The following is a 26,123-nucleotide window of genomic DNA, read 5'->3' on the forward strand; positions in this document are numbered from 1 at the left end:
TTTGAGCTTGTCGGCCAGCAGAAAATGGCCTAACCAGCCAAAACCGCAAGAACGCACGAAAAAGTAAGGTACTTACGAAAAAGTATGTCTCAGGATTATACGCGGCAGACCGCAGCAGAAGGTGTCGAGAACGCCCTCAAGCTGCTGGAGGGACGGTGGAAGCTGGTGATCCTGTTCCACCTGTTTGGCGGGCAGGTCCTGCGTTTCTCGGAGCTCGAGCGGGCAATCCCGGCGATCTCCCAGAAGATGCTGATCCAGCAGCTTCGCCAGATGGAGCAGGACGGGATCGTCCGGCGCATCATTCATCATCAGGTGCCACCGAAGGTCGAATACTGCCTGACCGACTGGGGGCAGGCCCTGTGTCCGGCGCTGGACGCGCTGCTCGCCTGGGCGTCCCAGCGCGATGAGCATGACGATGACGAGCGGATCGCGCCGGAGCTGGCCGAACCGTCTTGAACACGCCTCGCGCCCTGACGACCGGACGGCCGGGTGTATTATTCGAGTGCCGACCGGCAGTCGACGCCGTTTTACGTCAACAAACCTGCGTGACCGCCATGTTGCCGCCATGAAGGGTTGTTGTTCGTTAACTGTCGAGATGGTACAGACCACAACGTAATGTCTTGTCTGGCGCGGCAGCGCGCCTTCAGTGCGGCAAGCGATGGACCCGGCGGATTTCGCGAGCGCGGGTACGGATGGCGATGATATCGAAGAACAGATTGATGCTCCTGGCATTCGCCGGAGCGGTGGCAGCAGGCTCGGTTTCCGCCCATGCGGAAAACGGAGCAAGTGGGACGTGGTGGTCGTCGCTGACGTCCTCGGGTGCCGGTCAGCCGGGCGTGCAGCGTGTCGCCGGACGGTCCGACGATGCGGCATTGCTGAATTTTTCGGGGACCAGGGCGGCCTGGAGCGACCGGTTCGACCCGTCGTCCGATACCCTGTCGTTCACCTTCGACTCCCGGCAGCCGACGCTGAGCGCGCAGACGGCCGACAACATCCAGCGCGCCATCGACGTCTACATGGGCATCGCCGCGCGCGGCGGCTGGGTACAGGTTCCCGGCGGCCAGGTGCTTCGCGTCGGGTTGTCCCACGCCAACGTCGCGCCGCTGCGCGAGCGGCTGATCGCGACCGGCGACCTGAACGCCAGCGCCGGCGTGTCGAACACCTTCGATACCTATGTCGAAGCGGCGGTGCGGCGATTCCAGGCCCGTCACGGCCTGGTGCCGGACGGCATGGTACAGAACGAGACGCTCGCCGAACTGAACGTTCCGGTCCAGGTCCGCGTCGAGCAGCTCCGCACCAATCTGGTGCGGGTGCGTTCCATGTCGGGTGATCTCGGCGACCGCTACGTGATGGTCAACATTCCCGCCGCCGAGGTCGAGGCGGTCGAGAGCGGCGCGGTGGCGTCCCGGCACACCGCGGTGGTCGGCCGCGAGGATCGCCAGTCGCCGCTGCTCAGCAAGAAGATCCAGTACGTCAGCTTCAATCCCTACTGGACGGTGCCCAAGAGCATCATCCAGAAGGACATCATTCCGAAGATGCGTGAGGATCCGACCTATCTGGAGCGCTACAACATCCGGATCTTCACCTGGAAGGGCGAGGAAATCGACCCGGCCACCGTCGACTGGAATTCCGACGAGGCGGTCGAGTACATGCTCAAGCAGGATCCGGGCGACCTGAACTCGCTTGGCTCGATCCGCATCAACTTCCCCAACGAGCACGCCGTCTACCTGCACGACACGCCGCAGCAGACCCTGTTCGGCCAGAACGCGCGGTTCCACTCGTCTGGCTGCGTGCGCGTCCAGAACGTCCGCCAGCTCGTCGACTGGCTGCTCGAGCCCAACAGCGATTGGTCGCGCGCCAAGATCGACGCGGTGGTTCGTTCCGGCGAGCGCCTCGACGTCAACCTGAAGAAATCGACGCCGATCTACTTCACCTACATCACGGCCTGGGCGACCTCGGACGGCATCGTCCACTTCCGTCCGGACATCTACAATCGTGACGGCCTGGCGACACCGCTGGCCTCCACCAACAGCTGATTTCAGTCCCCACCGCGGCGGCAGGCCGTCGCCGCGGTGCACGGGCATCCCCGTACCTCGCAGGCTTGCCTGCGGATACCGGTGGCTCAGCCTGTGTGCTGCCGGGGGGCTCCGTCTAGCAGGCCCACCAGTTCTCCCCAGCCCAGGTTCATTTTTCCCGATAGCTCCGTCAGGATCGGCAGCAGGTAGGGTCTGCGCGACAGCCTGGCCGAGAGCAACTGCAACTCCTCGTCCGTGCCGGCCCCGGCAAGTGCCTCCCGTCCTGCATCGGCGTCTGCGATCGCCAGCCCGTCTGCCAGTTTCAGTGCATCCGCGATCTCGGTATCGGCCCGGACGCCCGTACGATGGTCGTGGGCCCTTATCGCGTCGAGCGCCTCTCGGGGGAGGTCGTTCTCCAGCCACTCCGCGGTCTTGATGCCGTGGAGCTCGCGATTGCGCCTGGTCACGACATCATCGAAGTCGTGGCACACTCCGACGATCTCCCACAAGTCGGCGTCCTGCCGCCGGACTGTCGCGAGACCGCGCATGACATGCGCAACGACCCGGCAATGCGTCGCCTTGCCGCTGTCGGCGAGATGCCTGTCCAGTTCGTCCCGCGCGCGTTCCAGTGAGATCATGCGCAGACGCTACTGCAACGACCGAGTGGGATAAACCACCGTCGGCACCGTTCTCGGACATCGGGCTGCTGTTCCGGTCGCGGACCCGGTTCCCTGGATGCGAGCTTTCTTGAGGTCGCGCCGCGGCAACGCTCATGTCGCTGGTCCGGTTGGACATGGCCGGCTGCTATGCTATGCGCTGTCGCGAACGGGGCCGCCGGAAAATGGCACGGAACAAGATCGTGGCACGGTCGGCACCGCACGGGCCCATCCTCTAGAACCGGGAAAAGCATGCCATGTCGGTGACAATGCCGTCGCAGTATCACACCGCGGACCGGGGCTTCTTCGGCGCCGGCGTCGCCGAGACGGATCCCGAGCTCAACGAGGCGATTCGCGGCGAACTCGGTCGGCAGCGTGACGAGATCGAGCTGATCGCGTCGGAGAACATCGTTTCGCGCGCCGTTCTGGAGGCGCAGGGCTCGGTTCTGACCAACAAGTACGCCGAAGGCTATCCCGGCCGGCGCTACTACGGTGGCTGCCAGTACGTCGACGTCGCCGAGGATCTCGCCCGCGATCGGGCCAAGCGCCTGTTCGGCTGCGACTTCGCCAACGTCCAGCCCCATTCCGGCTCGCAGGCCAACCAGGCGGTCTTCATGGCGCTCGCCAGGCCGGGCGACACCATCCTCGGACTGAGCCTGTCGGCGGGCGGCCACCTGACCCACGGCTCGCCGGTCAACATGTCCGGCAAGTGGTTCGACGCACAGCATTATTCGGTCGACAGGCAGACCCACCAGATCGACATGGCCGAGGTGGCGAGGCTCGCCGAGGAGCACAGGCCGAAGATCATCATCGCCGGCGGCTCCGCCTATCCGCGCATCCTCGATTTCGCGAAGTTCCGCGAGATCGCCGACTCCGTCGGCGCGCACCTGATGGTCGACATGGCCCATTTCGCCGGCCTGGTCGCGGCCGGCGTCCATCCCAGCCCGTTTCCGCACGCCCATGTCGTCACCACGACGACCCACAAGACGCTGCGCGGCCCGCGCGGCGGCATGGTGCTGACCAATGACCCGGAGATTGCCAAGAAGGTGAATTCCGCCGTGTTTCCGGGACTCCAGGGCGGCCCGCTGATGCATGTGATCGCCGCCAAGGCGGTCGCCTTCGGCGAGGCGCTGCGGCCGGAGTTCAAGCTCTATGCCCGGCAGATCGTAGACAACGCCAAGGCGCTCGCCGAACACCTCGACGGTGCCGGCCTCGACATCGTATCCGGCGGCACCGACACGCATCTGATGCTGGTCGACCTCAGGCCGATGAACCTGACCGGCAAGGCCGCCGAAGAGTCGCTCGGCCGCGCCCACATCACCTGCAACAAGAACGGCATCCCGTTCGATCCGGAGAAGCCGATGATCACCTCCGGCGTCCGTCTCGGCAGTCCCGCCGGCACCACGCGCGGATTCGGTGTTTCCGAATTCCGGGAAATCGGTGCAATGATCGTCGAGGTTCTGGAAGGGCTGCGCGCCGCCAACAGCGAAGACGGCAACGCTGCGGTGGAAGCCGCCGTGCGGGCCCGGGCGCAGGAGCTGTGCCGGCGCTTCCCGATCTACGATAACTAGCCGATACGAGGCGGAGGCCGGAGAGAAGGTATGCGCTGTCCCTATTGCGGCAGCCTGGCGACCCAGGTGAAGGACTCGCGGCCGACCGAGGACAGCGCCGCCATCCGGCGGCGGCGCGTCTGTCCCGATTGCGGCGGCCGCTTCACCACCTTCGAAAGGATCCAGCTGCGCGAACTCACGGTCATCAAGAAGTCCGGCAGGCGGGTTCCCTTCGACCGCGACAAGCTTGCCCGCTCGATCCAGGTCGCATTGCGCAAGCGCCCCGTCGAGGCCGACCGGATAGAGCGCCTGATCAGCGGCATCGTGCGCCGGCTGGAGAGCATGGGCGAGAGCGAGGTGCCCTCCGATACCGTCGGCCGGCTGGTCATGGAGGGCCTGCGGACGCTCGACGACGTGGCCTATGTCCGCTTCGCCTCGGTCTATCGAAACTTCAGGGAAGCCAAGGACTTCGAGGAGTTTCTTGATTCTCTGTCCGGACATGCCCATGACGAGATCATCGAGGACGATTCGGCGGCCTGAGCCGCGCCGGCGAGGCTGATGTCCGGCCCGGTTTCCGCCGAAACCGATGCCCGGTTCATGGCCGCGGCGATCCGGCTCGGCACCAGGGAGCTTGGCCGCACGTGGCCGAACCCGGCGGTCGGTGCCCTGATCGTGCGCGACGACGGAGCCGGTCCGCTGGTCGTCGGACGCGGCTGGACCGATGTCGGCGGCCGCCCGCACGCGGAGACGATGGCGCTGGCCGAAGCCGCAGCGCGGGCGCGCGGCGCCACCTGCTACGTGTCGCTCGAGCCCTGCTCGCATCACGGCAGGACGCCGCCCTGCGCCGACGCCCTGGTGGCGGCCGGCGTCGCCCGCGTCGTGTCCGCGCTCGAGGATCCCAATCCGCTGGTCGGCGGGCGCGGCCATGCGCGGCTGCGCTCGGCCGGCATCGAGGTCGATGTCGGCTGCTGCGCCGATCTCGCCTTCGCCGTCAATGCGGGCCACATGACCCGTGTCCGCGACAACCGGCCCTGGGTGACGCTGAAGCTGGCCGTCAGCCGTGACGGCATGATCGCCGGACCAGGCGGCGCCCCCGTCGCCATCACCGGCCCCCGCGCCCGCGCCGCCGCTCACATGCTGCGCGCCGTGAACGATGCGATCCTGGTCGGGATCGGCACGGTGCTGGCGGACGATCCTCAACTGACCTGCCGGCTGCCCGGAATGGCGGACCGGTCGCCGGTCCGGGTGGTGCTCGACGGGCGACTGCGGATGCCGCCGCAGGCCCGCATGCTCGCGGGCACCGACCGGACGCCGGTCTGGCTGATTTGCGGGGCGACCGCGCAAGGCCGCCAGCCACTCCTCGACAAGGGCGCCGCGATCCTGGCGGTCCCGGCGGGCGCTGACGGCCGCATCGGCATGCGCTCCGCGCTCGAGACGCTGGTGGGGCAGGGCATCACCCGCGTGCTCGTCGAGGGCGGGGCGGAGGTCGCGGCAAGCCTTGTCGCGGACGACCTCGTCGACGAGGCGGTGATCTTCAACGGCGCCGTGGAGATCGGGCCGCATGGCATCCCTGCGGGATCGGGACTTGCCGCAGTCGTCTCGGGCGGGGCATACAGGCGCGTCGACGGTGCCGTGTTTGGCGCCGAACCTGGAAGCGACACCATGTCCACCTACTTGCGGACGCGATAGGCCTGCATCGGGTTTCTGATGTTTACCGGCATAGTCACCGATATTGGCGAGGTGGTCTCGCGCGAGGACGGCGACGGCGTCAGCCGCTTCGCCATCGCCTGTGCCTATCCCGCCGACTCGATCGCGCTCGGTGCCTCGATCGCCTGCTGCGGCCCCTGTCTGACCGCGACCTCCATCCGTACCGACGGCAACCGGACGGTTTTCACCGTCGATGTGTCCGGCGAAACGCTGGATCGCACCACCGCGGGCGCCTGGAAGCCGGGCACGCGCATCAATCTGGAGCGGTCGCTGAGGCAGGGCGACGAACTCGGCGGCCACGTCGTCACCGGCCACATCGACGGCGTCGCAACGATCGTGGCGCGCGACGAGGAGGGGGAGGCCGTCCGCTTCACCTTCGACGTGCCGGCGCCGCTTCATCGGTTCATCGCCGAGAAGGGCTCCGTCTGCCTCGACGGAACGTCGCTGACCGTCAACGGCGTTGCGGAAAACCGCTTCTGGGTGACGCTCATTCCCCATACCCTGCAGGTCACCACCTGGGGCGACCGGCAGGCCGGTGATCCGGTCAATATCGAAGTCGACCTGATGGCGCGCTATGTCGCCCGGTTGAAGGAAACGGAACACACATGACCCACGACGGCCCGCGCATCCTGATCATCGAGGCGGTTTTCTATCCCGACATTGCCGAGGCGCTGCGCAGCGGCGCGATGGCCGCGCTGGAGGAGGCGGACGCCCATGTCGAGCGCATCTGGGTGCCTGGCGTGCTGGAGATCCCGGCCGCCCTGGCGATGGCGGTGGGCGCCGGCAATCGCTACGCGCCGGCCGCGTTCGACGGCTACGTGCTGCTCGGCTGCGTCATCCGCGGCGAAACCAGCCACTACGATATCGTCGCCGGTGAATCCGCGCGCGCCGTGATGGATCTCGCCGTGGAGCACGAACTGGCGCTGGGCAACGGCATCCTGACCGTCGAGAACGCCCAGCAGGCCAACGTGCGCGCCTCCCGGGACGGCCGCGACAAGGGTGGCTTCGCCGCGCGTGCGGCCCTCGCCATGATCGGCGTCAGGCGCAGTCTGCGCGGCGAGAAACGATGACCGACGATCGCGCCCGGAAGCCGGCGAAGGCCAACAAGCGCGGCGCGGCGCGTCTGGCCGCGGTGCAGGCCCTGTACCAGATGGACGTGGCCGGCAGCGACCTCGACACCACGCTCGGCGAGTTCGAGAGCCATCGCCTCGGCAAGGATCTGGAAGGCGACACGCTGATTGGCGCCGACGTCCGCTTCTTCCGCGAACTCGTGACCGGCGTCGTGACCATCCAGGCGCGCGTCGACCGCGAGATCGACGAGACGCTGGAGCGCACCTGGCCGCTGAAGCGGATCGATCTCACCTTGCGGGCGCTGCTGCGGGCAGGCGTCTACGAGATGATCGAGCGCCGCGACGTCCCGCCGAGAGTGGTGATCACCGAGTATGTCGACATCGCCCGGGCCTTCTTCGAGGACGGCGAGGAGCCCGGGATCGCCAACGCCATCCTCGACAACCTCGCGCGCAGGATGCGGCAGACGGAACTGTCCGGAAGCCGAGAGGGATGAGTGCGGACGGTGCCTCGATCCGCGACGAGCACGGCCTGATAGAGACCTATTTCAGGCCGCTCGCTGTGGCGCCGGGCGCCTTTCGGCTCACCGACGACGCTGCAGCCTACACGCCGCCGGCGGGAAGCGACCTGGTTCTGACCAAGGACGGGATCGCCGAGGCAATTCATTTCCTGCCCGGCGAAGCTGCGGAAACCATCGCGCGCAAGGCGTTGCGGGTCAATCTGTCCGACCTTGCCGCCAAGGGCGCCCGTCCGGTCGGATATCTGGTGCTCCTCGGGCTTGGCGAGGACTGGACGGAAGAATGGATCGCCGGCTTCGCCGCCGGGCTGGCGGCCGACCAGGCCGAATACGGCGCCACGCTCTACGGCGGCGACACGATCCGCTCAAACGGTCTTCTCGTCTCGATAACCGCGTTCGGCATCGTCGCCACCGGCACGATGGTGCGCCGCAGCCGTGCCCGGCCCGGCGACCGCGTCTTCGTCACCGGAACCATCGGCGACGGCGCGCTTGGTTTGCTTGCGGCGAGGGATGACGAGCGGGTGAGGGGGCTGTCGGACGAGGCGCGCGCGCATCTCCTCGACAGGTACAGACTTCCGCGCCCCCGCGTTGAGCTGGCGCCCGTGCTGTCGCAGTACGCGACGGCCGCGCTCGACGTGTCCGACGGGCTGGCGGGCGATCTCGACAAGCTGTGTGCGGCCTCCGGCGTGTCTGCCCGCATCGCCGTCGAAGACGTGCCGCTGTCCCCGGCGGCCCGCCAGGCCGTCGACGCCGATCCGGGCCTGGCGATGTTGTGCCTGTGCGGCGGTGACGACTATGAGATCGTCTGCACGGTTCCGCCGGACAGGGCTCGCGACTTCCGGGTTTCCGCAGGTTCGGCCGGGACGCCCGTTGCCGAGATCGGCGTGATCGAGGACGGCGGCTCCGAGGCAACCTTCCTGGATGCCCGGGGTCGTCCCGTCCATTTCGGCGAACGGTCGTTCAGCCATGTCCGGAGCACATATTCGCCAGACTGAATAGCCCGTTGACGATCCGCCTTTGGCATGCGGTTGTGCACGCCCGATCCGTGGACCCGAGTCGTGTGAACCGATGACCGGCGCGACCATTGCCGAAGGTTATGACGATCGCGCAGCGCGCCGGAACGCGCTCGTGCTCGCGGCCGCCCAGGCCGTCGGGGCGTCGTCGGCGCCGATCGTCATCTCGATGGGCGGCCTTGCCGGGTTCTATCTGCTCGGCGACAACAAGCTGCTGGCCACCCTGCCGATCACCACCTTCGTTCTGGGAGTTGCGGCAGGGTCGTTTCCCGCGGCGTTGCTCATGCAGCGGATCGGCCGGCGCGCCGGCTTCCAGCTCGGCGCACTGGCTCCGATGATAGGCGGCGCGCTCGCGGCCTATGCGATCGTTATCGGAAGCTTCTGGCTGCTCTGCCTCGGCACGGCCTTCACCGGGCTCGGCAATTCCTTCGTCCAGCAATACCGGTTCGCCGCGGCCGACACGGCCAGTGCCGACTTCCGGCCCAAGGCGATTTCGTGGGTGCTGATCGGCGGCGTGATCACGGGTGTCATCGGCCCGCAGATCGTCATCTTCACCAAGGATTCGCTGGATCCGATTCCCTTCGCGGGGGCATTCCTCGCGCAGATCGTGCTGGCGGCCGCGCTGATCTTCGTCCTGTCCTTCCTTCGGATTCCGAGGCCCGCGGTGGTCCGCGCGGGGCACGGGGGGCGCCCGCTGAAGGAAATCGCGACGCAGACCCGCTTCGTCGTGGCGGTGATCTGCGCCATCGCCAGCTATGGCCTGATGAGCCTGGTGATGACCGCCACGCCGCTCGCCATGGTCGCCTGCGACCACAGTCAGACCGACGCCACGCTCGGCATCCAGTGGCACGTCATCGCGATGTTCGCCCCGAGTTTCTTCACCGGCTCGCTCATCGCCCGGTTTGGCTGCGAGCGGATCATCGCGCTCGGCCTCATGCTGTTGGCCGGTTGCGGTGTCGTCGCGATAGCCGGCCTGTCGCTGGCGCATTTCTGGGGCGCCCTGATTCTGCTCGGCATCGGCTGGAACTTCGGATTCATCGGCGCCACGACGATGCTGACGGAGACCTATCGGCCCGAGGAGCGTTCGCGCGTGCAGGGCCTCAACGACTTCCTGGTGTTCGGTTTTCAGGCACTGGCCACGCTGATGTCGGGGGCGATGCTGAACGCGTTCGGCTGGGAAGCCGTGAACATCGTCATATTTCCGGTCGTGGTGATGTGCTTTGCCCTGTTGATCTGGCTCTGGCTGTTCGGCGGGCGCGAAACGGCCTCCTGACCCGGCCGCCCCGGCGGACTCGCCATCGCCCTTCGGCTTGGTTGCTTATTGCCCGCTTTTCTGGCAAAGGTCCGCCCGACCTTCGGTCAGCTGCGGCGGGGGCGCCAGCCGGAATGGGTAAGCTGTTGGGCCGGTCATCCCCGTCCGTCCGAAATCGTAGAAAATCAGACAAACAGGATTGAACCCCATGTCTATGGCTATTTGGGTGATTATCGCCTGCGGGGCCCTGTCCATTGTCTATGGCGTCTGGGCTATCCAGTCGGTCATGGCGGCGGATGCGGGCAACCAGCGCATGCAGGAAATCGCCGGAGCGATCCAGGAGGGCGCTCAAGCCTACCTCACGCGCCAGTACACGACGATCGGCATCGTCGGCATCGTGATCTTCGTCGTCGTCGCCTGGCTTCTGTCGATCCCCGTGGCGATCGGCTTCGCGATCGGTGCGATTCTCTCCGGCCTGGCGGGCTTCATCGGCATGCTCGTCTCCGTGCGCGCCAATGTGCGCACGACGCAGGCCTCCAGCCAGAGCCTCGCCGCCGGCCTCGCCATCGCCTTCCGCTCCGGTGCCGTCACCGGGCTGCTGGTGGCCGGCCTGGCGCTGCTCGGCGTCGCTGTCTACTACCTGGTGCTGACCAGCTTCATGGGCCTTGCGCCGGAGGACCGCGTGGTCATCAACGCGCTCGTCGCGCTCGGCTTCGGGGCGTCCCTGATCTCGATCTTCGCCCGTCTCGGCGGCGGCATCTTCACCAAGGGTGCGGACGTCGGAGGCGATCTCGTCGGCAAGGTCGAGGCCGGCATCCCCGAAGACGATCCGCGCAACCCGGCAACCATCGCCGACAACGTCGGCGACAATGTCGGCGACTGCGCGGGCATGGCCGCAGACCTGTTCGAGACCTACGCGGTGACGGTCGTCGCCACCATGGTGCTCGCCTCGATCTTCTTCGCCACCCAGGACTACCTCGGCGCCGCCATGCTCTATCCGCTGGCGATCGGCGCGGCCTGCGTGGTGACGTCGATCATCGGCACGTTCTTCGTGCGGCTCGGCTCCAACCAGTCGATCATGGGCGCCCTCTACAAGGGCTTCATCGGCACCGGCATCCTGTCGGCCATCGTGCTCTACCCGATCACCATGTACTTCTTCGGCATGGACACGGTGCTGACCACCAGCCGCGGCCTGTCGTTCACCGGAATGGACCTGTTCCTGTGCGGCATCGCCGGCCTGGTCGTCACCGCGCTGATCATCTTCATCACCGAGTACTACACGGGCATCAACTACCGCCCGGTGAAGTCGATCGCCAACGCCTCGGTCACCGGCCACGGCACCAACGTCATCCAGGGCCTGGCCGTGTCGATGGAAGCCACCGCCCTGCCGGCGCTGGTGATCATCGCCGGCATCATCGTGACCTACTCGCTCGCCGGACTGTTCGGCATTGCGATCGCGGTCACCACCATGCTGGCGCTGGCCGGCGTGGTCGTCGCCCTCGATGCCTTCGGCCCGGTCACGGACAACGCCGGCGGCATCGCCGAGATGGCGGACCTGCCCGCCGACGTCCGCAAGACCACCGACGCGCTCGACGCGGTCGGCAACACCACCAAGGCGGTGACCAAGGGCTATGCCATCGGTTCGGCCGGCCTCGGCGCACTGGTGCTGTTTGCGGCCTACACCGAGGACCTGAACTACTTCATCGCCAACCCGACCGAGTTCCCGTACTTCGACGGGGTCTCGCTCGACTTCTCGCTGTCCAACCCGTACGTGGTCGTCGGCCTGTTCTTCGGCGGCCTGCTGCCGTACCTGTTCGGCTCGATGGGCATGATGGCGGTCGGTCGCGCCGGTGGCGCCATCGTCGAGGAAGTGCGCCGGCAGTTCCGCGAGAAGCCGGGCATCATGGAAGGCAAGGACCGGCCGGACTACAAGGCGGCGGTCGACCTTCTGACCAAGGCGGCGATCAAGGAAATGATCGTTCCCTCGCTGCTGCCGGTGCTGTCGCCGATCGTGGTCTACTTCGTCGTCGACTGGATCGGCGGCAGGTCGGCGGCCTTCTCGGCGCTCGGTGCGATGCTGCTCGGCGTGATCGTCACCGGCCTGTTCGTCGCCATCTCGATGACGGCGGGCGGCGGTGCCTGGGACAACGCCAAGAAGTACATCGAGGACGGCCACCACGGCGGCAAGGGCTCCGAGGCCCACAAGGCCGCGGTGACCGGCGACACGGTCGGCGATCCCTACAAGGACACCGCCGGTCCGGCCGTCAATCCGATGATCAAGATCACCAACATCGTCGCGCTGCTGCTGCTCGCCGTCCTGGCGCACTGACGCACCGCGTCGTCACGCACGAGGCCCCGCGGAGGCGACTCCGCGGGGCCTTTTTCATTCCCGGCGTCGGATATCGATCGGGCCGCGCGGGACCGCGCCGCCTCAGGCGGCACGGGCCGGCAACCCGGAAGCCCCGCGGGCTATCAGACGTTCTCGCCGACCGCGGAGGAGAAGATCTGGCGCAGCAGCGTCACTTCGGCACCGGTGGTTGGCGTCGTGCGGCTGATGTAGTCGAAGACCCTGCCGTCCTGCAGCCCGTAGTCGGCCAGTCGAGACACGCGCCTGTCGTCGTCGAAATAGATGGCGAGGATGCGCTGGTCGGTCACCTTCGGCGCCAGGAAGGCCGTCGTTTCGGTCGTCTGCGAGATGTAGTAGTAGACCTCGTTGCCGAAGGTCGCCGTGGTCGACGGCGTCCCGAGCACATAGTCGACCTGTTCCTTGCTCGAGCCGACGGGAACCTGGTCGAGCTGGTCCTGCGACACGATGTAACCGTGGCGCTGGACCTGCGTGATGCTGCTGCAGCCGGCGGCGGCAAGGGCGACACCGAGCCCCAGCGCAATGGCGACGCTGCGGGCCCCGCGGGAACCGGCGGGGAAGCGCTTGGTGGTCTTGGGTCGGATGGGGAGGGTGTGTCGCATCGTCTTCTTGTTCCGAGGGCCGCGTCCGTACAAATTCCAACGGCGGGGGTTTGACCTAGCTGGCTGCTTCGTGGAATGCAACATAGCGGCAGAACATTGGTACCTGGGCGGCGACGCCGGAAACAGCCTGAAATGCTACGCAGATTTTTCAAACGCTTCCAGTCGGACGACCGCGCGAATGTCCTCTACGGGCAAATCGTGGCGCAGGCTAGGCAGCCGGCCTTCTATGCCGAACTGGGCGTTCCGGATACTCCCGAAGGTCGTTTCGACATGATCGTGCTGCATGTCGTTCTGGTGATGCGCCGCCTGCGCGGCGAGGATGCCCGCGGCCGGGCGCTGGCACAGGCCCTGTTCGACGCGTTCATGGCCGACATGGACCGCAACCTGCGTGAAATGGGCACCGGCGATCTGTCCGTGCCCCGGCGGGTCAGGGGGATGGCCGAGGCGTTCTACGGACGCGCCGGCGTGTACGATTCCGCCATCGACGCAAACAGCGCCGAGGGCCTTCAGGCCGCATTGGAACGCAACCTGTTCGCCGGCCGTTCGGGTGAGCGGGTTGCCGATCAGGCTGACATCGACGCGATGGCATCCTACGTACTGCTGTGCGGCGAAGCGCTGGCGGCAACTGCGGGGAGCGACGTGATGGCCGCGATCCTGACCTGGCCGGCCGTGCCGTCGCGTATGGAAACCGCGACTGGAGAAGGGTGATGACCGCGCATCCGCTGAGCCGGATCGTCAGGCGGGACAACGTGCCTGCTGACGGCCTCGAGTTGGTGATCGAAGCCGATCCGCAGGAGCGAGAGACCCTCGCCCGCCTGTTCGATATCCCGGCCGTGCAAAGTCTGGAAGGGACGTTCCACGTCGCCCCGTGGCGGAGCCGTGGCCTGAAGGTGCAGGGGCACGTCGAGGCGAGGGTCGAGCAGACCTGCGTGGTGACGCTCGATCCGGTCGAGAACACGGTCAGCGAGGACGTCGAGGTCTATTTCGCGGCCGAAGGTGCCGCTGCCCGCGCCCCTCAGGCCGATGCCGCCGTCGAAGCCGAACGCGACATCGAGGAACTGGTCGGCGACCAGATCGATATCGGCGCGCTTGCCGCCGAGCATGTGGCCCTCGGACTCGATCCCTATCCCCGCAAGCCGGGGGTTGAGTTCGCCCCGGGCGAATTTGATGATGGCGAAGAAGAAGAGAAGGGGCCGTTCGCGGCCCTGTCGGCCCTGAAGGGGGCCCGTGAGGGAGAGTGATGCCGGTGCTGCCGATTGTTCACAAAGCCAGGACGCTGACAACAAAGCGGTTGTTTCGTACCGCAGGATCGCTATTGTCCCGGGGCCTTCTGCGCCGAGGGCTGCCGCTCCGGCAGTGGCCGGCAGTCTGGTCTTCGCCGCGCACAGCCTGATGGTCTCTCCAATACGCATATCGATAGACGCCATGGGCGGCGACTTCGGCCCCTCGGTCGTGGTCCCGGGATGCGCCATTGCGCGCGAGCGATATCCCGACAGCAGCTATCTGTTCTTCGGCGACGAGGCGCTGATCCGGCCGCTGCTCGAACAGCACCCCGAACTCGCCGCCGTTTCCGAGGTCCAGCACACCGACGTCGCCGTGCGCATGGACGACAAGCCGAGCCAGGCGCTGCGCCACGGCCGGCGCCGGTCCAGCATGTGGATGGCGCTCGACGCGGTGAAGTCCGGCCGTGCCGACCTGACCGTTTCGGCGGGCAATACCGGCGCCCTGATGGCGATGTCGAAGCTCTGCCTCAGGATGATGCCGGGCGTCGAGCGGCCGGCGCTGGCGGCAATCTGGCCGACGCTGCGCGGCGAGGGCATCGTGCTGGACGTCGGCGCCACGATCGGCTCCGACGCCGAACAGCTGATCGGCTTTGCGGTCATGGGCGAGGCCATGGCGCGGGCGCTGCTGGGAATAGAGCGGCCGACCGTCGGGCTCCTCAATATCGGCGTCGAGGAGGTCAAGGGGCTTGAATACATCCGCGCCGCCGGCCAGATCCTGCGCGACGGCTCCATTCCCATCGACTACTACGGCTTCATCGAGGGCGACGACATCGGCAAGGGGACGGTGGACGTGGTCGTCTGCGAAGGCTTCACGGGCAACATCGCCCTGAAGACGGCGGAAGGCACCGCAAAGCAGATCGCCCAGTACCTGCGGGAGGGAATGCGGCGCAGCCTGCTCAGTCGGCTCGGCTTCCTGTTCGCCAAGGCGGCCTTCGACACGCTGCGCGAGAAGATGGACCCGAGGAAGTCCAACGGCGGCGTCTTCCTCGGTCTGGGCGGAATGGTCATCAAGAGCCACGGCGGAACCGATGCCGAGGGCTATGCGGCCGCCGTCTCGCTGGGCTATCACCTGTCCCGCAACAATCTCATGGAAAAGATCGCGGAAGGCCTCGGTCACTACAACAGGGACGGGGCGGACGCCGGCCAGGAAACAACCGAGGTGGTCAACTCGTGAAAGTTGTGCGTAGCGTCGTGCGCGGCACGGGCTCCTATTTGCCTGCGCGCGTGCTGACGAATGATGAACTGTCGGAAATGGTCGATACCTCCGACGAATGGATCGTCCAGCGCAGCGGCATCCGCGAACGGCATATCGCCGCCGACGGCGAGTACACGTCCGATCTGGCGACCAGTGCGGCGCGCGCCGCGCTCGAGAATGCCGGCGTCGAGGCGGGCGAGATCGATCTGATCGTGCTGGCGACCGCAACGCCGGACCACACCTTCCCGGCCACCGCCGTCACCGTGCAGGAACAGCTCGGCATCGAGGGCGGGGCGGCGTTCGACGTCCAGGCGGTCTGCTCCGGCTTCGTCTACGGCCTGTCGACCGCCGACGCGATGCTGCGGGCCGGCCATGCGCGCAAGGCGCTGGTGATCGGTGCGGAGACCTTCTCGCGGATCCTCGACTGGACCGACCGGGCGACCTGCGTCCTGTTCGGCGACGGCGCCGGCGCGGTCGTGCTTGAGGCCGTCGGGCAGTCCGGCGACAAGGCCGACCGCGGCATCCTGTCGGCCCGGTTGCGCTCCGACGGCAGGCATCTCGACAAGCTCTACGTGGATGGCGGCCCCTCGACGACGGGAACGGCCGGGCATCTGCGCATGCAGGGCAGGGAAGTGTTCCGCCACGCCGTGGGCCTGGTCTCCGACGTCATCGACGGCGCCCTGGAGGATGCCGGCGTCGAGGCCGCGGACATCGACTGGTTCGTCCCGCACCAGGCCAACAAGCGCATCATCGATGCGACCGCCCGCAAGTTCGGCTGGCCCGAAGAGAAGGTCGTGGTCACCGTCGATAAGCACGGCAATACGTCGGCGGCGTCGATCCCGCTTGCGCTCGACGTCGCCTGGCGGGACGGACGGATCCGGCCCGGCCAGCTGGTGATGCTCGAGGCCATGGGCGGTGGACTGACCTGGGGCGCCGCGCTCGTGCGCTGGTAGCCGATCTTTGGGCTGCGGCCCATCGTGTCGGTTGACCGCGGGCCCACTACCGAATAGCGTTTTCGCCTCAGGGGCGTAGCCGGCGCGGCGGCGGTTATGGAGCGAGGACGGATGGGGGAAAATACGGTCACCCGGGCGGATCTCTGCGAGGCGGTCTACCAGAAGGTGGGGCTTTCGCGGACGGAGTCCGCCGATCTGGTCGAGCTGGTGCTCTCCCAGATCGCCGACTGCCTCGAGTCGGGCGAGACGGTTAAACTGTCCTCCTTCGGATCGTTCGTGGTCCGCGAGAAGGGGGAACGCATCGGCCGCAACCCGAAGACCGGCGAGGAGGTGCCGATCGCCCCGCGCAGGGTCCTGGTGTTCAAGCCGAGCGCGGTGCTGAAACAGCGCATCAACAATGGCGTGGATGACGAAACCGACTGATCCGCCCGCTGGACCGGCAACGCCTGATCGACGTCGGATTCCGCTATGACTGAAAAATCACCCGAAGCGTTCCGGACGATCAGCGAGGTCGCCGACGAACTCGACCTCCCGCAGCACGTGTTGCGGTTCTGGGAAACCCGGTTCGCGCAGATCAAGCCGCTCAAGCGCGGCGGCGGCCGACGCTACTACCGTCCCGAGGATGTCAGTCTTCTCAAGGGAATACGCCATCTTCTTTATGGCGAAGGCTACACGATCAAGGGTGTTCAGAAGATCCTGAAGGAGCAGGGCGTCCGATTCGTAGCCGCGTCGGCGGAGCCCGCGCCGGAGCAGCAGCGTCCGGCTCCTGCCGAACCGTCGCGACACGCCGATCCGCCTCCGCATGCCTCCCCCGCCGGGCCCACCGAGAGCTTCGATGAGCCGGCGGAGCCGGTCGTCCGAAGCGCTCCCGAGGCGCCGCGCCGTCCGGCGGCTCAAACGCCGCCGCACGCTTCCCATCCCCCGTCGCAAGGTCAGGGTCCGGTTGCCGGCCAGTCCCCCGCTGCCCGTCAGGCCCCCGTTGCCAGCCAGACGATGTCGTCCGAAGACGTCCGGCAGCTCAAGGCGGCCCTGTTCGAACTCATCGAGTGCAAGCGCATTCTCGACGCGGTGTGACCGTCAGGTCAGGCGACCAGGGCCAGGTCGCCGGCATCCCGCTCGCCGGCATCCCGCTCGCCGGCCGCGCCTGCCGGTGCGATCCACTGGCGCTGGTCGCCCCCGCTCACCGAAAGCGTCACCGTCACCTCGCCAGTCATGCCGGCCCACAGCGATCCCGGCAGCAGCGCCCGGCCGGTGGTCCAGCGGACTGCGTCGCGGCCGGCGCCTTCCGGGGCATGGAATCCGAAGCTCAGGCGCGGATCGTCCGCCCGGATCCGCCGGGCCTCGCCGGTCACGTCGGTCAGCGTCAGGTGCCGGACTGCCACGCCCAGGTTGCGCCGGTCGGGGCTTGCCTGATGATGGTGCGGCACCCAGGACGAGGACACGAGCCATGCCTCCCAGGCGCCTGCCGGAAGCGTCACGCGCAGCTTTCCGCCTTGCTCTTCCGGCCGCAGCACCGCGCCGCCGGCCTCGACCGATAGATCGGCTTCGACGTCTGCGTGTGCCCAGCCCAGCCGACGGGCCCGTGCCTCGAGTCGTGCTCGCACAGCCTCGACGATCCTGCCGTGGGTAACGAAAGGCAGGCAGAAGGGCAGGTCGGCCGGCTCCGCGTCCCGGCGCTCGGATTCCGGCGCGACGTCGGCCCCATCGAAGAAGGCCCGGTTGCCGCAGTCGAGGTAGGTTTCCGCGGGCAATCCGTTGGCGACGACGACGTCGTGGCCGCCCTCGAGTTCGATGTGGTGGTAGTCGATCGTGTCGACCGGCACCTGCTGGATCGTCGCGCCGTTGACGAGCGATCCGATCGGGACCAGCACGGCATCCGTTTCCGTCACCATGACCGCGTGCGCCGGCGACAGCCACAGCTCTCGCTCCGGCAGGCCGGGACCGAAGGCGTCGGATGCGACCCGTACCGGCCAGGCCTGGCGCGGATTGGTGGTGGCGCGGCAGTCGACGCTGCGCGCGCCGGTCCACTGAATGGCTCGTTCCTCGCCCGAGGCCGTCACCACGGTGTCGCCCTCGGCCAGCGTCTCGACCGGCACGTCCCCGTTCGGCGTCCGGATCATCGTGCCGGCGGCGAAGCAGACGGTCATGGGTTCTGCGGTGTAGGTGATCTCCGACCCATTCGAATAAAACGAATCGCTTAGAAAGTATTTGTTGCCATTGTTGATATGCTGAATGACGATATTTTCCCCCGTATGGCCCAGGTAGTTATACTCCTGACTTGCGATGCCCACGTGATCATCGCTGATGTCGCCAAATATGGTCAGGTCATCCTCCGCTCCGTCATATATATCGAAAGCGATAAAACCGTTAGGCGGATTGGTGTAGACGCTTACTACGGTATTATCGCCATTGATGACGTGAATATAAGTGAAATTCTTCTCGGCCATGCTGTTCCCCCAATCAACGAGACCGAACTGCGTCCGGCGTGCCTGTCGATCCGATTTCCCGCAAAAAGCGTAACATACGGACCGGGTTTGACCAGCAAAAACTCACCGTGCGTCATGTGCGCGCCGCGGCCGTGCCGCGCCGGCTGCTACGTTCCGTAGAGGTGCGATCGGCAGGCGCGATGATCGTCGCAGCGCACGTGCTCGGCCGCGCCATCGTGGCGCCGGCCCGCACCTCCACGGTGGAGGAATCGCACGACGGGACGCGGCGGTTCGGTAGCGTCGAGGTGCAGGAACCCCTGGCGCCGACGGTCCCGGGTCTGACCAGGGCCGTGCTGCGCGAACCATCGGACGCAGGAGTCTGCGCGCCGCGACCCTGCCGTCAGGCGACCAGGGACAAATTGCGGGCGTGCCGCTCGTCGGCCGCGCCCTGCGGTGGGATCCACCTGCGCGTTTCGCCTGCATCGACGTCGAGCGTCAGCGTCACCTCGCCGGTCATGTCGGCCCACAGCGATCCCGGCAGCAGCGCCCGGCCGGTGGTCCAGCGGATTGAGTCTCGGCGGGCGCCCTCCGGGGCATGGAATCCGAAGCTCAGGCGCGGATCGTCCGCCCGGATGCGCCGGGCCTCGCCGGTCACGTCGGTCAGCGTCAGGTGCCGGAAGGCGACGCCGATGTTGCGCCTGTCGGCGCTGGCGCGGTGGTGCTGCGGCACCCAGGAGGACGACACCAGCCACGCCTCGCGGGCGTCGACGGGCAGCGTCACCCGCAGCTTTTCGTCATGTTCTTCCGGCCGCAGCACTGCGCCGCCGGTCTCGACCGATAGATCGGCATCGGCGTCCTCGGCCGTCCAGCCCAGCCGGCGGGCCTGGGCCTCGAGCCGTGCCCGCACAGCCTCGACGATCCTGCCATGGGTAATGAAAGGCAGGCAGAAGGGCAGGTCGGCAGGGTCGATTTCCTCGCGCTCGGCTTCCGGCGCGACGTCGGCCCCTTCAAAGAAGGCCCGGTTGCCGCAGTCAAGATAGGTTTCGGCGGGCAATCCGTTGGCGACGACGACGTCGTGGCTGTCGAGTTCGATGTGGTGATAGGCCATCGTGTCTACGGGCACCTGCTGGATCGTCGCCCCGTTGACGAGCGATCCGATCGGGACGAGCACGTGATCGCCGACCGTCACCATCACCGCGTGCGCTGGCGACAGCCACAGCTCGCGCTCCGGCAGGCCTGGGCCGAAGGCGTCGGCCGCGACCCTTATCGGCCAGGCCTGGCGCGGATTGGTGGTGGCGCCGCAGTCGACGCTGCGCGCCCCGGTCCAGCGTATGGCGCGTTTCTCGCCGGTCGCGGTGACCACGACGTCACCCTCGGCCAGCGCCTCGACCTGAACGTCCCCGCCCGGCGTCCGGATCAGCGTGCCGGCGGCGAAGCAGACCAACGGCTCGGCCGTGTAGGTGACTTCGCTTCCGTCGCTGTAAGAGGAGTTCGTGAAAAGGTACTTGCCGCCGGTCGTGAGAGCGACCACTCCATCTGGTGTATAGCCAAGATAGAATGCATCGTATAAACCAGTACCATCAATATACTCCAATTTATCGCCAACAATATCGCCGAAGATGGTCAAATTGTCGTCTGGTCCATCAGAACTATCGTGTATATATGTGGCCTCACTGCTCGAACCGGAAACAATGTTGTCGGATTCGAGTTTAACTTTATATTGATATATTGGCATGCTTTCCTCCAGGCATCCCGCTGGCCCTCGACTTCCGCATGAAGAAGCCGGCTGACAACCTTCCGATACGCAGTGCAGCGGAGAAGTTGACTTGTTAAGTTTACCTTGCGGCACTTTCGAACGTCAAGGCGAGTGTCGTGTGCCGGGATCCGGAAGGTCTGCGAAGGACGTGCGGTATCGGCTTCGCTCGCAGGAGGCCTGTCCCTCGGCTTCGTGGAAGCCGAGGCCCGGCTGCGGGCTATCTGACCCGATCTGGCGGCAAATGTCGGCCGTGTCAGTAGGCGTCTGCGGTATCAGGCCCCCGATCTCCGGGCGCTTCGGTGTCAGATGCGGCCGAATCCCGAGGCGTTGGTGTAGGCCACCCAGGTATCCATGGCGCGCCGCTTGCGTTCGGACAGTTGGTCGACCAGGTCGGCGATCGCCGGATCCGCGTTCGGCTGGTCGGCCTTCTTGACGGCCGCCCGCAGCTTGTCGGCGGCGTCGTTCAGGTCCGCCATCGCCGCGTCCCAGGCGCTGTAGGTCTCGTGATGATGCTCTGCCATGCGCTTCTCCCGGTTTCGCGTGTCGCCTCACAGTGCCAGAAGCCGGCGCTGCCGTCATGCGGTCGAAACGTCATCCGGGCTTGAGGGGATCGGCCGGACCGGATAGAAGGACGTCAGCCTAACGGCGTCGGAGCGTAGCGCAGCCCGGTTAGCGCACTAGTCTGGGGGACTAGGGGTCGGGAGTTCAAATCTCCCCGCTCCGACCAATCACCTTCGCCGAGGGCAGGCCGATCATCAGCTTTTCGATTCCGCCAGAATGGTGCAGCGATGGTCGGTATGCGCCGGGATCGGCATGTCGTGGTCGTGCGCTGAATGTTTGAAGGCAGCCGGTGAAATGCCCCAGGTCGAGCAGGTGAGCCCGCAGCAGGCCAGTCTTCCGGCAGGATCGGAAGAGCCGACGCTCGAGGCGTTCTTCGCCGGCCTCGCCCCCGATCTTCGCTCGCAATGGGCGTGGGACAACTACAAGCCGACGATCGAGGCGCTGTCGCGGACGTTCGGCCTGCGGCGCCTGATCGAGATCGGCGGCGGCCGCGACCCGCTGTTCACCCCGGACGAAGCCGCCGGTCTCGGCATCGAACTGACGATCAACGATATCTCCGAGGAAGAACTGCGCCACGCCCCGGCCGCCTTTTCCAGGGCCCGCTTCGACGTTGCCGGCGACCTGGGCGCTGCCGGGCTCTACGCGGGGCAGTACGATCTGGCGTTTTCGCGGATGGTGTTCGAGCATGTCGCCGACGGCAGGCGGGCCTGGGGGAACCTCTGCGAGGTTCTGGCGCCGGGCGGCGTCGCCATCGCCTTCGTGCCGACGCTCTACGCGCTGCCCTATGTCGCCAACATCGTCATCCCGGAAGCGGTGTCGCAGCGCATCGTCAAGATGCTCTACAAACACCGCACCGACGACGAGGACCCGAAGTTCCCCGCGCACTATTCCTGGACCTACGGAAGCGAGCGCAAGCTGGTGCCGATGCTCAGGTCGGTCGGGTTCAGCGAGGCGGTCGTGGTGCCGTTCTACTACCACGACTATTTCGAGCGCATCCCGGTGCTGCGGCAGATCGACAACCTGGCCAACCGCGTGGCGGCCGCGCGGGACTGGCGCTTCCTTACCAGCTACGCCTACATAGCTGCGCGCAAGTAGGCCCGGTCCTGCCGCGCCGGCGGTTGCGGCCGGTATGCCGCCGCTGCGGCGCTCATCCCCCACAGCAGTCCGGCCATCAGGTAGAAGTGCCGCCAGTGGTCGATGTCGACGATGAAGCCTTCCAGCGACAGCGGCAGGAACGTCGCCAGGGCGGCGAAATGGAAGTTCTGCCACGGCGTTCGCACCAGCGCGTACCTGATGCCGACGATCCAGGTCAGCACCACGAAGGTGATGAAGCTGAACCCGCCGATCCAGCCGTAGGACGCGAACGAATTGATGAAGACGTTGTGCGGGTCCTGGCCGTAGACCTTCGAGTACTGCAGCGGGCCCATGCCCAGCGGCTGGTCGATGAGGTCCCAGATCGACCGCTTCTGGATGGCGAAGCGGCCGGTGGTGCCGACGTCGTAGCTCTGGCTGAGGTCGGCGCGTTCCTGGAACACGACCGACACCTCAGGCACCGCCAGCAGGCCGACGATCAGCCCGCCGAGCGCCATCGCGCCGGCGATCGCGCCGATCCCCATGCGCAGCCGCAGCCTCGGACTGGCGGTGAAGGCGAACATCATCGCCCCCATCAGCAGCGTCGACACCATGAAGATCGCCCATGCCGCCCGCGAGAAGCTCAGGAGGACGCCGACGGCGATGATGCCGAGCGGTATCGCCAGCGTGAGGATCCGGCCGCCCTGCCGCGTCAGCAGGTCCTGGATCAGCAGCAGCGCCGGGAACACCAGGAACGGTCCGTAGACGTTGGGATCCTTGAAGGTGCCGCTGGCGCGGTTGTACAGCGTGAACATCTCTTTTGCGCCCGGGACGAGGCCGAAATACCCGACGATCGCCGCCAGCGCCGCGATCACGGCGGCGACGATGTAGGCGCTGCGGATGATCCGCAGCCGTCCGACCGGGTCCTCGGCCACCAGCGCGGCGAACACCACGGTGGTGATGGTCAGGTACATCGAGATCGCCACGTAGCGGACGGAATCGAACTCGTAGACGACCTGCAGCACCGCGGTGATCCCGCCGATCGTGAACATCACCGGCAGCAGGAACACCACCGGTGCGATGAAGCGCGGGATGGTGATGCCGCGCACCAGCACCGCCCAGCACAGCACCAGGAACATGAACTCGTAGGGCGACGGCTCGACGATCACCAGGAAGCTGAGCGCGATCGTCAGCCACAGGACCGGCCGCACCAGGCGGCGGTCGAGCCGGGTCCAGTGCTCGCGCCGCCGGTCGTCCGCCGGCGAGATCCTCGCCGGGGCGTCGGTCAATACGCGTGTTCCTTCTTCCTCAGGAGCGCGATCGGCGTCATGGCGAGGATGTAGAGGTCGAACAGCACCGACCAGTTCTCGATGTAGTAGAGATCGCACTCGACGCGCCGCTGGATCTTCTCGGGCGTGTCGGTCTCGCCGCGCCAGCCGTTGATCTGGGCCCAGCCGGTGATCCCCGGCTTGACGCGGTGGCGGGCGAAGTAGCTCACCACAACCGAATCGTAGAGCTGGTCGGCCGCCTTGGCCTGCAGCGCGTGCGGCCGCGGCCCGACCAGCGACAGCTCCCCGCGCATGACGTTGAACAGCTGCGGCAGCTCGTCGAGGCTCGTCTTGCGGATGAACCGGCCGACCCGCGTCACCCTGGGATCGCCCCGGGTCACCAGCTTGGCCGCCGTGGCGTCGCACTGGTCGACATACATGGAGCGGAACTTGAAGACCTCGATCAGCTCGTTGTTGAAGCCGTAGCGCTTCTGGCGAAACAGCACCGGCCCGCGGCTGTCGAGCTTGATGGCGATCGCCACCAGCGCCATCACCGGCAACGCGGCGATCAGCAGCAGCAGGCCGAGGAAGCGGTCGAAGACCCACTTCACCACGTAGTCCCAGTCGGTGATCGGCCGGTCGAAGACGTCGATGAAGGGCACGTCGCCGATGTAGGAGTAGGAGCGGGGCCGGAACCTGAGCTTGTTGGTGTGGGCGCTCATCCGGATGTCGACCGGAAGCACCCAGAGCTTTTCCATCAGGCTCAGCACGCGCTGTTCGGCGCTGATCGGCAGCGACACGATCAGGAGGTCGATCCGCGTGCGTCGGGCGAACTCGACCAGCTGGTCGATGTTGCCGAGCTTCGGGTACCCGGCGATCACCGCCGGCGAACGGTCGTCGCTGCGGTCGTCGAAGACGCCGCAGATGCGGATATCGGTGTCGTTGGAGGCCTCGAGCGCGCGGATCAGCTGTGCGGCCGGCTCGCCGCCGCCGACGACGACGGCGCGGCGCTCCAGCCGGCCGGTCCGCGTCCAGTGCCGCACCAGCATCGCGAGGCCGACCCGGAAGGCGAGCAGGATCGCCAGCCCGATCGAGAACCACAGCGCCAGCCAGACCCGCGAGAACGAATCGCCCATCTTCAGGAAGAAGGCGATCAGCGCCATCAGGGCGAACACGCCGACCCAGGCGACGAGCAGCTTGCTGTTCTGCCGCACGATCGTGCGCAGGGCGTGCGGACTGTAGATGTCGATCGACTGGAAGCCCATCACCGACAGGGTCGCGCCGCACAGGATCGCGATCGGATAGATCGCCGGGAATCCCTCGTTCGGATAGACGTAGACGAGCTGGATCGCCAGGCCGCTGAGCGCGATCAGCAGGAACTCGATCACCCTTGCGAACCCGGAGATGACGACCGTCGAGATGGCGGTGTCGACGTCGACGCTCTCTTCGGCAAACTTCAGCGCCGCCTCGCTGAGGACGGTCGGGGACTTTTCCGCCGGACGGCGCGCACTGCCGGAGGGACCTGCCTGGAGTGCCGAATAGATGTCGCCGCGACCGGGCAGGAGATCTTTCGAAGGTGATGCCATGCGAGGATTACTCTTGGGTACGAAACGGCCCCCGGCGCGGCGGCCGGCCACCGCGCCGGTGACATTTCGGCTCCCGGGCCGTTCCGATCAAGGAAATTCTCCCGGAAGACTTAATTCGCCCCTGCGCAGGCAAAATAGGCATCGAGGATGCGTTCCGCCATACTGTCCAGCGAAAACCGGGTGGCAATGTCGGCTGCGAGGTCGCTTGCCTCGGCGGAGGCGGCATCGCCGTCGCACAGGATGCGGCGCATCGCCGCTGCCAGCGCCGGGGCGTCGCCCGGAGGCACCAGCCGCTCCGACTGGGCTCCGAAAATCTCCGGAATGCCGCCGACATTGGTCGCAACGATCGGCAACCGCGCCGCGGCCGCTTCCAGCACGATGTAGGGCAGGGACTCCGCGCGGGAGGGGACGACGATGCAGCGGCCGAGAGCGAAGGCCTGCCGCGCCGGCAGCTGGCCGGGGAAGGTGACCCTTCTCTCCAGGCCGAGGTTCCGGGCGCGGTCGCGAAACAGCTCTTCGTCAGGCCCGGCCCCGACGACGACTGCGGTCGGTCCGTGCTCACCCGCCTCCATGAGGTTCAGCGCCTCGAGCAGCGTGTCGACGCCTTTCAACGTTCTGAGTTCGCCGACGAAGACGAAGTCGGCCGCGCCTGGCGCAGGCGATATCGGTTCGAACTCCGCCGGCGCGACGCCGTTATGGACGACCCGGACCACCGCGTCGGGCCGTCCGACCTTGGCTTCGAATGCCTGTCGGCCGAACTCGCTCTCGAACAGGAACAGGTCGGTCCTTGCCGACAGGAATCGCTCGGCCCTGAGGTACAGGAAGCCGGCCGGAGAGGATGGGCTGTAGTGGAGGCTGCCTCCGTGCGGCGTATATGCCCGCACCGGCTTGCGGCCGCGTCTCAGGCGCGTCCCCGCGATCCTGGCGTAGACGCCGCCCTTGGCGCCGTGGCCATGCAGTACGTCGGGCTGCCATCGCTCAGCCACCGTTCGCACCCGCGCGGCAGCCGACAGGTCGCCGGGACCGGGCAGGCGGCTCATCGCGAACCGCTCGATGCCGAGTTCGCAGACCGCCCGCAGCTCCGCGAATCGCTGCTCAGCCCGGGAGCCGCCGGTGGTCGCATCGGCAATGATACCGACGAGGTGGCCGCGGCCGGCCTGGGCACGGGCGAGATCGCAGACGTGGCGGAACAGTCCGCCGACGGGCGCGCGCAGGCAGTGAACGATTCTGAGCGGGCCGCCGGTCATCTGGTCCCGGTTATGCGGCGCCGGCGCAATGG

At 66.9% G+C, this 26,123-nt stretch carries 26 protein-coding genes and 1 tRNA gene; 19 read left to right on the forward strand and 8 right to left on the reverse strand.

The genetic code is table 11. From position 1 onward, the window contains the following. The first annotated feature begins 84 nt into the window (after positions 1-84). Together V3328_RS19575 and V3328_RS19580 are read left to right on the forward strand one after the other, a co-directional pair. Positions 85-456, forward strand: coding sequence for a winged helix-turn-helix transcriptional regulator (locus V3328_RS19575; RefSeq protein ID WP_340331402.1), 372 nt, complete (start codon positions 85-87; stop codon positions 454-456). 263 nt (positions 457-719) lie between these two features. Next, on the forward strand, positions 720-2,036 hold the full coding sequence (locus V3328_RS19580) for a L,D-transpeptidase family protein (protein ID WP_340331403.1): 1,317 nt from the start codon (positions 720-722) through the stop codon (positions 2,034-2,036). 86 nt (positions 2,037-2,122) lie between these two features. On the opposite strand, the gene V3328_RS19585 is transcribed toward V3328_RS19580, so the two are convergent. Then, positions 2,123-2,653, reverse strand: coding sequence for a hypothetical protein (locus V3328_RS19585; RefSeq protein WP_340331404.1), 531 nt, complete (start codon positions 2,651-2,653; stop codon positions 2,123-2,125). 287 nt (positions 2,654-2,940) lie between these two features. Between V3328_RS19585 and glyA the strand changes: the two genes are divergently transcribed. The 9 genes from glyA (at position 2,941) to V3328_RS19630 (ending at position 12,107) form a co-directional block, all read left to right on the forward strand. Beyond that, positions 2,941-4,242: a serine hydroxymethyltransferase gene (glyA, locus tag V3328_RS19590; RefSeq protein ID WP_340331497.1), complete on the forward strand. Its 1,302-nt coding sequence runs from the start codon at positions 2,941-2,943 to the stop codon at positions 4,240-4,242. A 30-nt stretch (positions 4,243-4,272) separates the two neighbouring features. Further along, positions 4,273-4,761: a transcriptional regulator NrdR gene (nrdR, locus tag V3328_RS19595; RefSeq protein WP_340331405.1), complete on the forward strand. Its 489-nt coding sequence runs from the start codon at positions 4,273-4,275 to the stop codon at positions 4,759-4,761. An 18-nt stretch (positions 4,762-4,779) separates the two neighbouring features. Continuing rightward, entirely contained in the window at positions 4,780-5,910 is a 1,131-nt protein-coding gene (ribD, locus tag V3328_RS19600; RefSeq protein ID WP_340331406.1) for a bifunctional diaminohydroxyphosphoribosylaminopyrimidine deaminase/5-amino-6-(5-phosphoribosylamino)uracil reductase RibD, read from the forward strand. A gap of 18 nt (positions 5,911-5,928) precedes the next feature. Then, the gene (locus V3328_RS19605; protein WP_340331407.1) at positions 5,929-6,537 is read left to right on the forward strand and encodes a riboflavin synthase; all 609 of its coding nucleotides are present in this window, start codon (positions 5,929-5,931) and stop codon (positions 6,535-6,537) included. Beyond that, complete coding sequence (gene ribH, locus V3328_RS19610; protein ID WP_340331408.1) at positions 6,534-6,998, forward strand: 6,7-dimethyl-8-ribityllumazine synthase; 465 nt, start codon at positions 6,534-6,536, stop codon at positions 6,996-6,998. Before V3328_RS19605 ends, ribH begins: the two co-directional genes overlap by 4 nt. Then, positions 6,995-7,492, forward strand: coding sequence for a transcription antitermination factor NusB (gene nusB / locus V3328_RS19615; protein WP_340331409.1), 498 nt, complete (start codon positions 6,995-6,997; stop codon positions 7,490-7,492). The genes ribH and nusB overlap by 4 nt, the downstream gene beginning before the upstream one ends. Then, positions 7,489-8,508 (forward strand): thiamine-phosphate kinase, encoded by a 1,020-nt coding sequence (thiL, locus tag V3328_RS19620; RefSeq protein ID WP_340331410.1) that lies wholly within the window; start codon positions 7,489-7,491, stop codon positions 8,506-8,508. The genes nusB and thiL overlap by 4 nt, the downstream gene beginning before the upstream one ends. Positions 8,509-8,581: 73 nt before the next feature. Beyond that, the gene (locus V3328_RS19625; RefSeq protein ID WP_340331411.1) at positions 8,582-9,799 is read left to right on the forward strand and encodes an MFS transporter; all 1,218 of its coding nucleotides are present in this window, start codon (positions 8,582-8,584) and stop codon (positions 9,797-9,799) included. A gap of 187 nt (positions 9,800-9,986) precedes the next feature. Further along, positions 9,987-12,107 carry a sodium-translocating pyrophosphatase gene (locus V3328_RS19630; RefSeq protein ID WP_340331412.1) on the forward strand — a complete coding sequence of 707 codons (2,121 nt, stop codon included), beginning with the start codon at positions 9,987-9,989 and terminating at the stop codon, positions 12,105-12,107. Positions 12,108-12,250: 143 nt separating this feature from the next. Here the strand turns inward: V3328_RS19630 and V3328_RS19635 are convergent, their stop codons facing one another. Then, positions 12,251-12,745, reverse strand: a complete 495-nt coding sequence (locus V3328_RS19635) for an outer membrane protein assembly factor BamE (RefSeq protein ID WP_340331413.1) — start codon at positions 12,743-12,745, stop codon at positions 12,251-12,253. A 132-nt stretch (positions 12,746-12,877) separates the two neighbouring features. Between V3328_RS19635 and V3328_RS19640 the strand changes: the two genes are divergently transcribed. From V3328_RS19640 to V3328_RS19665, 6 genes are all read left to right on the forward strand, one after another. Further along, positions 12,878-13,453, forward strand: a complete 576-nt coding sequence (locus V3328_RS19640) for a ubiquinol-cytochrome C chaperone family protein (protein WP_340331414.1) — start codon at positions 12,878-12,880, stop codon at positions 13,451-13,453. Continuing rightward, the gene (locus V3328_RS19645; RefSeq protein WP_340331415.1) at positions 13,453-13,986 is read left to right on the forward strand and encodes a YceD family protein; all 534 of its coding nucleotides are present in this window, start codon (positions 13,453-13,455) and stop codon (positions 13,984-13,986) included. The genes V3328_RS19640 and V3328_RS19645 overlap by 1 nt, the downstream gene beginning before the upstream one ends. 151 nt (positions 13,987-14,137) lie before the next feature. Next, complete coding sequence (gene plsX / locus V3328_RS19650; protein ID WP_340331498.1) at positions 14,138-15,202, forward strand: phosphate acyltransferase PlsX; 1,065 nt, start codon at positions 14,138-14,140, stop codon at positions 15,200-15,202. After that, a complete protein-coding gene (locus V3328_RS19655) occupies positions 15,199-16,176 on the forward strand; it encodes a beta-ketoacyl-ACP synthase III (RefSeq protein WP_340331416.1) in 978 nt (325 codons plus the stop codon). The genes plsX and V3328_RS19655 overlap by 4 nt, the downstream gene beginning before the upstream one ends. A 111-nt stretch (positions 16,177-16,287) precedes the next feature. Continuing rightward, complete coding sequence (locus V3328_RS19660; RefSeq protein WP_340331417.1) at positions 16,288-16,599, forward strand: integration host factor subunit alpha; 312 nt, start codon at positions 16,288-16,290, stop codon at positions 16,597-16,599. A 45-nt stretch (positions 16,600-16,644) separates the two neighbouring features. Next, complete coding sequence (locus tag V3328_RS19665; protein ID WP_340331418.1) at positions 16,645-17,250, forward strand: MerR family transcriptional regulator; 606 nt, start codon at positions 16,645-16,647, stop codon at positions 17,248-17,250. 8 nt (positions 17,251-17,258) lie between these two features. Here the strand turns inward: V3328_RS19665 and V3328_RS19670 are convergent, their stop codons facing one another. From V3328_RS19670 to V3328_RS19680, 3 genes are all read right to left on the reverse strand, one after another. Then, entirely contained in the window at positions 17,259-18,623 is a 1,365-nt protein-coding gene (locus tag V3328_RS19670; RefSeq protein ID WP_340331419.1) for a Hint domain-containing protein, read from the reverse strand. Between the two features lie 379 nt (positions 18,624-19,002). Beyond that, positions 19,003-20,337 carry a Hint domain-containing protein gene (locus V3328_RS19675; RefSeq protein WP_340331420.1) on the reverse strand — a complete coding sequence of 445 codons (1,335 nt, stop codon included), beginning with the start codon at positions 20,335-20,337 and terminating at the stop codon, positions 19,003-19,005. A gap of 323 nt (positions 20,338-20,660) precedes the next feature. Further along, the gene (locus tag V3328_RS19680) at positions 20,661-20,879 is read right to left on the reverse strand and encodes a hypothetical protein (protein ID WP_340331421.1); all 219 of its coding nucleotides are present in this window, start codon (positions 20,877-20,879) and stop codon (positions 20,661-20,663) included. Between the two features lie 128 nt (positions 20,880-21,007). On the opposite strand from V3328_RS19680, the gene V3328_RS19685 reads away from it, so the two are divergent. Together V3328_RS19685 and V3328_RS19690 are read left to right on the forward strand one after the other, a co-directional pair. Further along, a tRNA-Pro gene (locus V3328_RS19685) sits at positions 21,008-21,085 on the forward strand. 128 nt (positions 21,086-21,213) lie between these two features. Further along, a complete protein-coding gene (locus tag V3328_RS19690; protein WP_340331422.1) occupies positions 21,214-22,014 on the forward strand; it encodes a class I SAM-dependent methyltransferase in 801 nt (266 codons plus the stop codon). Here the strand turns inward: V3328_RS19690 and V3328_RS19695 are convergent. The 3 genes from V3328_RS19695 to V3328_RS19705 form a co-directional block, all read right to left on the reverse strand. Further along, positions 21,993-23,279 (reverse strand): O-antigen ligase family protein, encoded by a 1,287-nt coding sequence (locus V3328_RS19695; protein ID WP_340331423.1) that lies wholly within the window; start codon positions 23,277-23,279, stop codon positions 21,993-21,995. The two genes, V3328_RS19690 and V3328_RS19695, sit on opposite strands and share 22 nt — an antisense overlap. Next, on the reverse strand, positions 23,276-24,844 hold the full coding sequence (locus V3328_RS19700) for an undecaprenyl-phosphate glucose phosphotransferase (RefSeq protein WP_340331424.1): 1,569 nt from the start codon (positions 24,842-24,844) through the stop codon (positions 23,276-23,278). The genes V3328_RS19695 and V3328_RS19700 overlap by 4 nt, the downstream gene beginning before the upstream one ends. Before the next feature lie 110 nt (positions 24,845-24,954). Continuing rightward, complete coding sequence (locus tag V3328_RS19705) at positions 24,955-26,091, reverse strand: glycosyltransferase (protein WP_340331425.1); 1,137 nt, start codon at positions 26,089-26,091, stop codon at positions 24,955-24,957. Between the last annotated feature and the right edge of the window lie 32 nt (positions 26,092-26,123).

The organism is Microbaculum marinum (assembly GCF_037855135.1).
Lineage (GTDB): Bacteria > Pseudomonadota > Alphaproteobacteria > Rhizobiales > Tepidamorphaceae > Microbaculum > Microbaculum marinum.

Excerpts from the sequence above, each read along its gene's own strand:
- V3328_RS19575 (WP_340331402.1), top strand. The coding sequence starts at position 85 with ATGTCTCAGGATTATACGCGGCAGACCGCAGCAGAAGGTGTCGAGAAC.
- V3328_RS19580 (WP_340331403.1), top strand. The coding sequence starts at position 720 with ATGCTCCTGGCATTCGCCGGAGCGGTGGCAGCAGGCTCGGTTTCCGCC.
- V3328_RS19585 (WP_340331404.1), bottom strand. The coding sequence starts at position 2,653 with ATGATCTCACTGGAACGCGCGCGGGACGAACTGGACAGGCATCTCGCC.
- glyA (WP_340331497.1), top strand. The coding sequence starts at position 2,941 with ATGCCGTCGCAGTATCACACCGCGGACCGGGGCTTCTTCGGCGCCGGC.
- nrdR (WP_340331405.1), top strand. The coding sequence starts at position 4,273 with ATGCGCTGTCCCTATTGCGGCAGCCTGGCGACCCAGGTGAAGGACTCG.
- ribD (WP_340331406.1), top strand. The coding sequence starts at position 4,780 with ATGTCCGGCCCGGTTTCCGCCGAAACCGATGCCCGGTTCATGGCCGCG.
- V3328_RS19605 (WP_340331407.1), top strand. The coding sequence starts at position 5,929 with ATGTTTACCGGCATAGTCACCGATATTGGCGAGGTGGTCTCGCGCGAG.
- ribH (WP_340331408.1), top strand. The coding sequence starts at position 6,534 with ATGACCCACGACGGCCCGCGCATCCTGATCATCGAGGCGGTTTTCTAT.
- nusB (WP_340331409.1), top strand. The coding sequence starts at position 6,995 with ATGACCGACGATCGCGCCCGGAAGCCGGCGAAGGCCAACAAGCGCGGC.
- thiL (WP_340331410.1), top strand. The coding sequence starts at position 7,489 with ATGAGTGCGGACGGTGCCTCGATCCGCGACGAGCACGGCCTGATAGAG.
- V3328_RS19625 (WP_340331411.1), top strand. The coding sequence starts at position 8,582 with ATGACCGGCGCGACCATTGCCGAAGGTTATGACGATCGCGCAGCGCGC.
- V3328_RS19630 (WP_340331412.1), top strand. The coding sequence starts at position 9,987 with ATGTCTATGGCTATTTGGGTGATTATCGCCTGCGGGGCCCTGTCCATT.
- V3328_RS19635 (WP_340331413.1), bottom strand. The coding sequence starts at position 12,745 with ATGCGACACACCCTCCCCATCCGACCCAAGACCACCAAGCGCTTCCCC.
- V3328_RS19640 (WP_340331414.1), top strand. The coding sequence starts at position 12,878 with ATGCTACGCAGATTTTTCAAACGCTTCCAGTCGGACGACCGCGCGAAT.
- V3328_RS19645 (WP_340331415.1), top strand. The coding sequence starts at position 13,453 with ATGACCGCGCATCCGCTGAGCCGGATCGTCAGGCGGGACAACGTGCCT.
- plsX (WP_340331498.1), top strand. The coding sequence starts at position 14,138 with ATGGTCTCTCCAATACGCATATCGATAGACGCCATGGGCGGCGACTTC.
- V3328_RS19660 (WP_340331417.1), top strand. The coding sequence starts at position 16,288 with ATGGGGGAAAATACGGTCACCCGGGCGGATCTCTGCGAGGCGGTCTAC.
- V3328_RS19665 (WP_340331418.1), top strand. The coding sequence starts at position 16,645 with ATGACTGAAAAATCACCCGAAGCGTTCCGGACGATCAGCGAGGTCGCC.
- V3328_RS19670 (WP_340331419.1), bottom strand. The coding sequence starts at position 18,623 with ATGGCCGAGAAGAATTTCACTTATATTCACGTCATCAATGGCGATAAT.
- V3328_RS19675 (WP_340331420.1), bottom strand. The coding sequence starts at position 20,337 with ATGCCAATATATCAATATAAAGTTAAACTCGAATCCGACAACATTGTT.
- V3328_RS19680 (WP_340331421.1), bottom strand. The coding sequence starts at position 20,879 with ATGGCAGAGCATCATCACGAGACCTACAGCGCCTGGGACGCGGCGATG.
- V3328_RS19690 (WP_340331422.1), top strand. The coding sequence starts at position 21,214 with ATGCCCCAGGTCGAGCAGGTGAGCCCGCAGCAGGCCAGTCTTCCGGCA.
- V3328_RS19700 (WP_340331424.1), bottom strand. The coding sequence starts at position 24,844 with ATGGCATCACCTTCGAAAGATCTCCTGCCCGGTCGCGGCGACATCTAT.
- V3328_RS19705 (WP_340331425.1), bottom strand. The coding sequence starts at position 26,091 with ATGACCGGCGGCCCGCTCAGAATCGTTCACTGCCTGCGCGCGCCCGTC.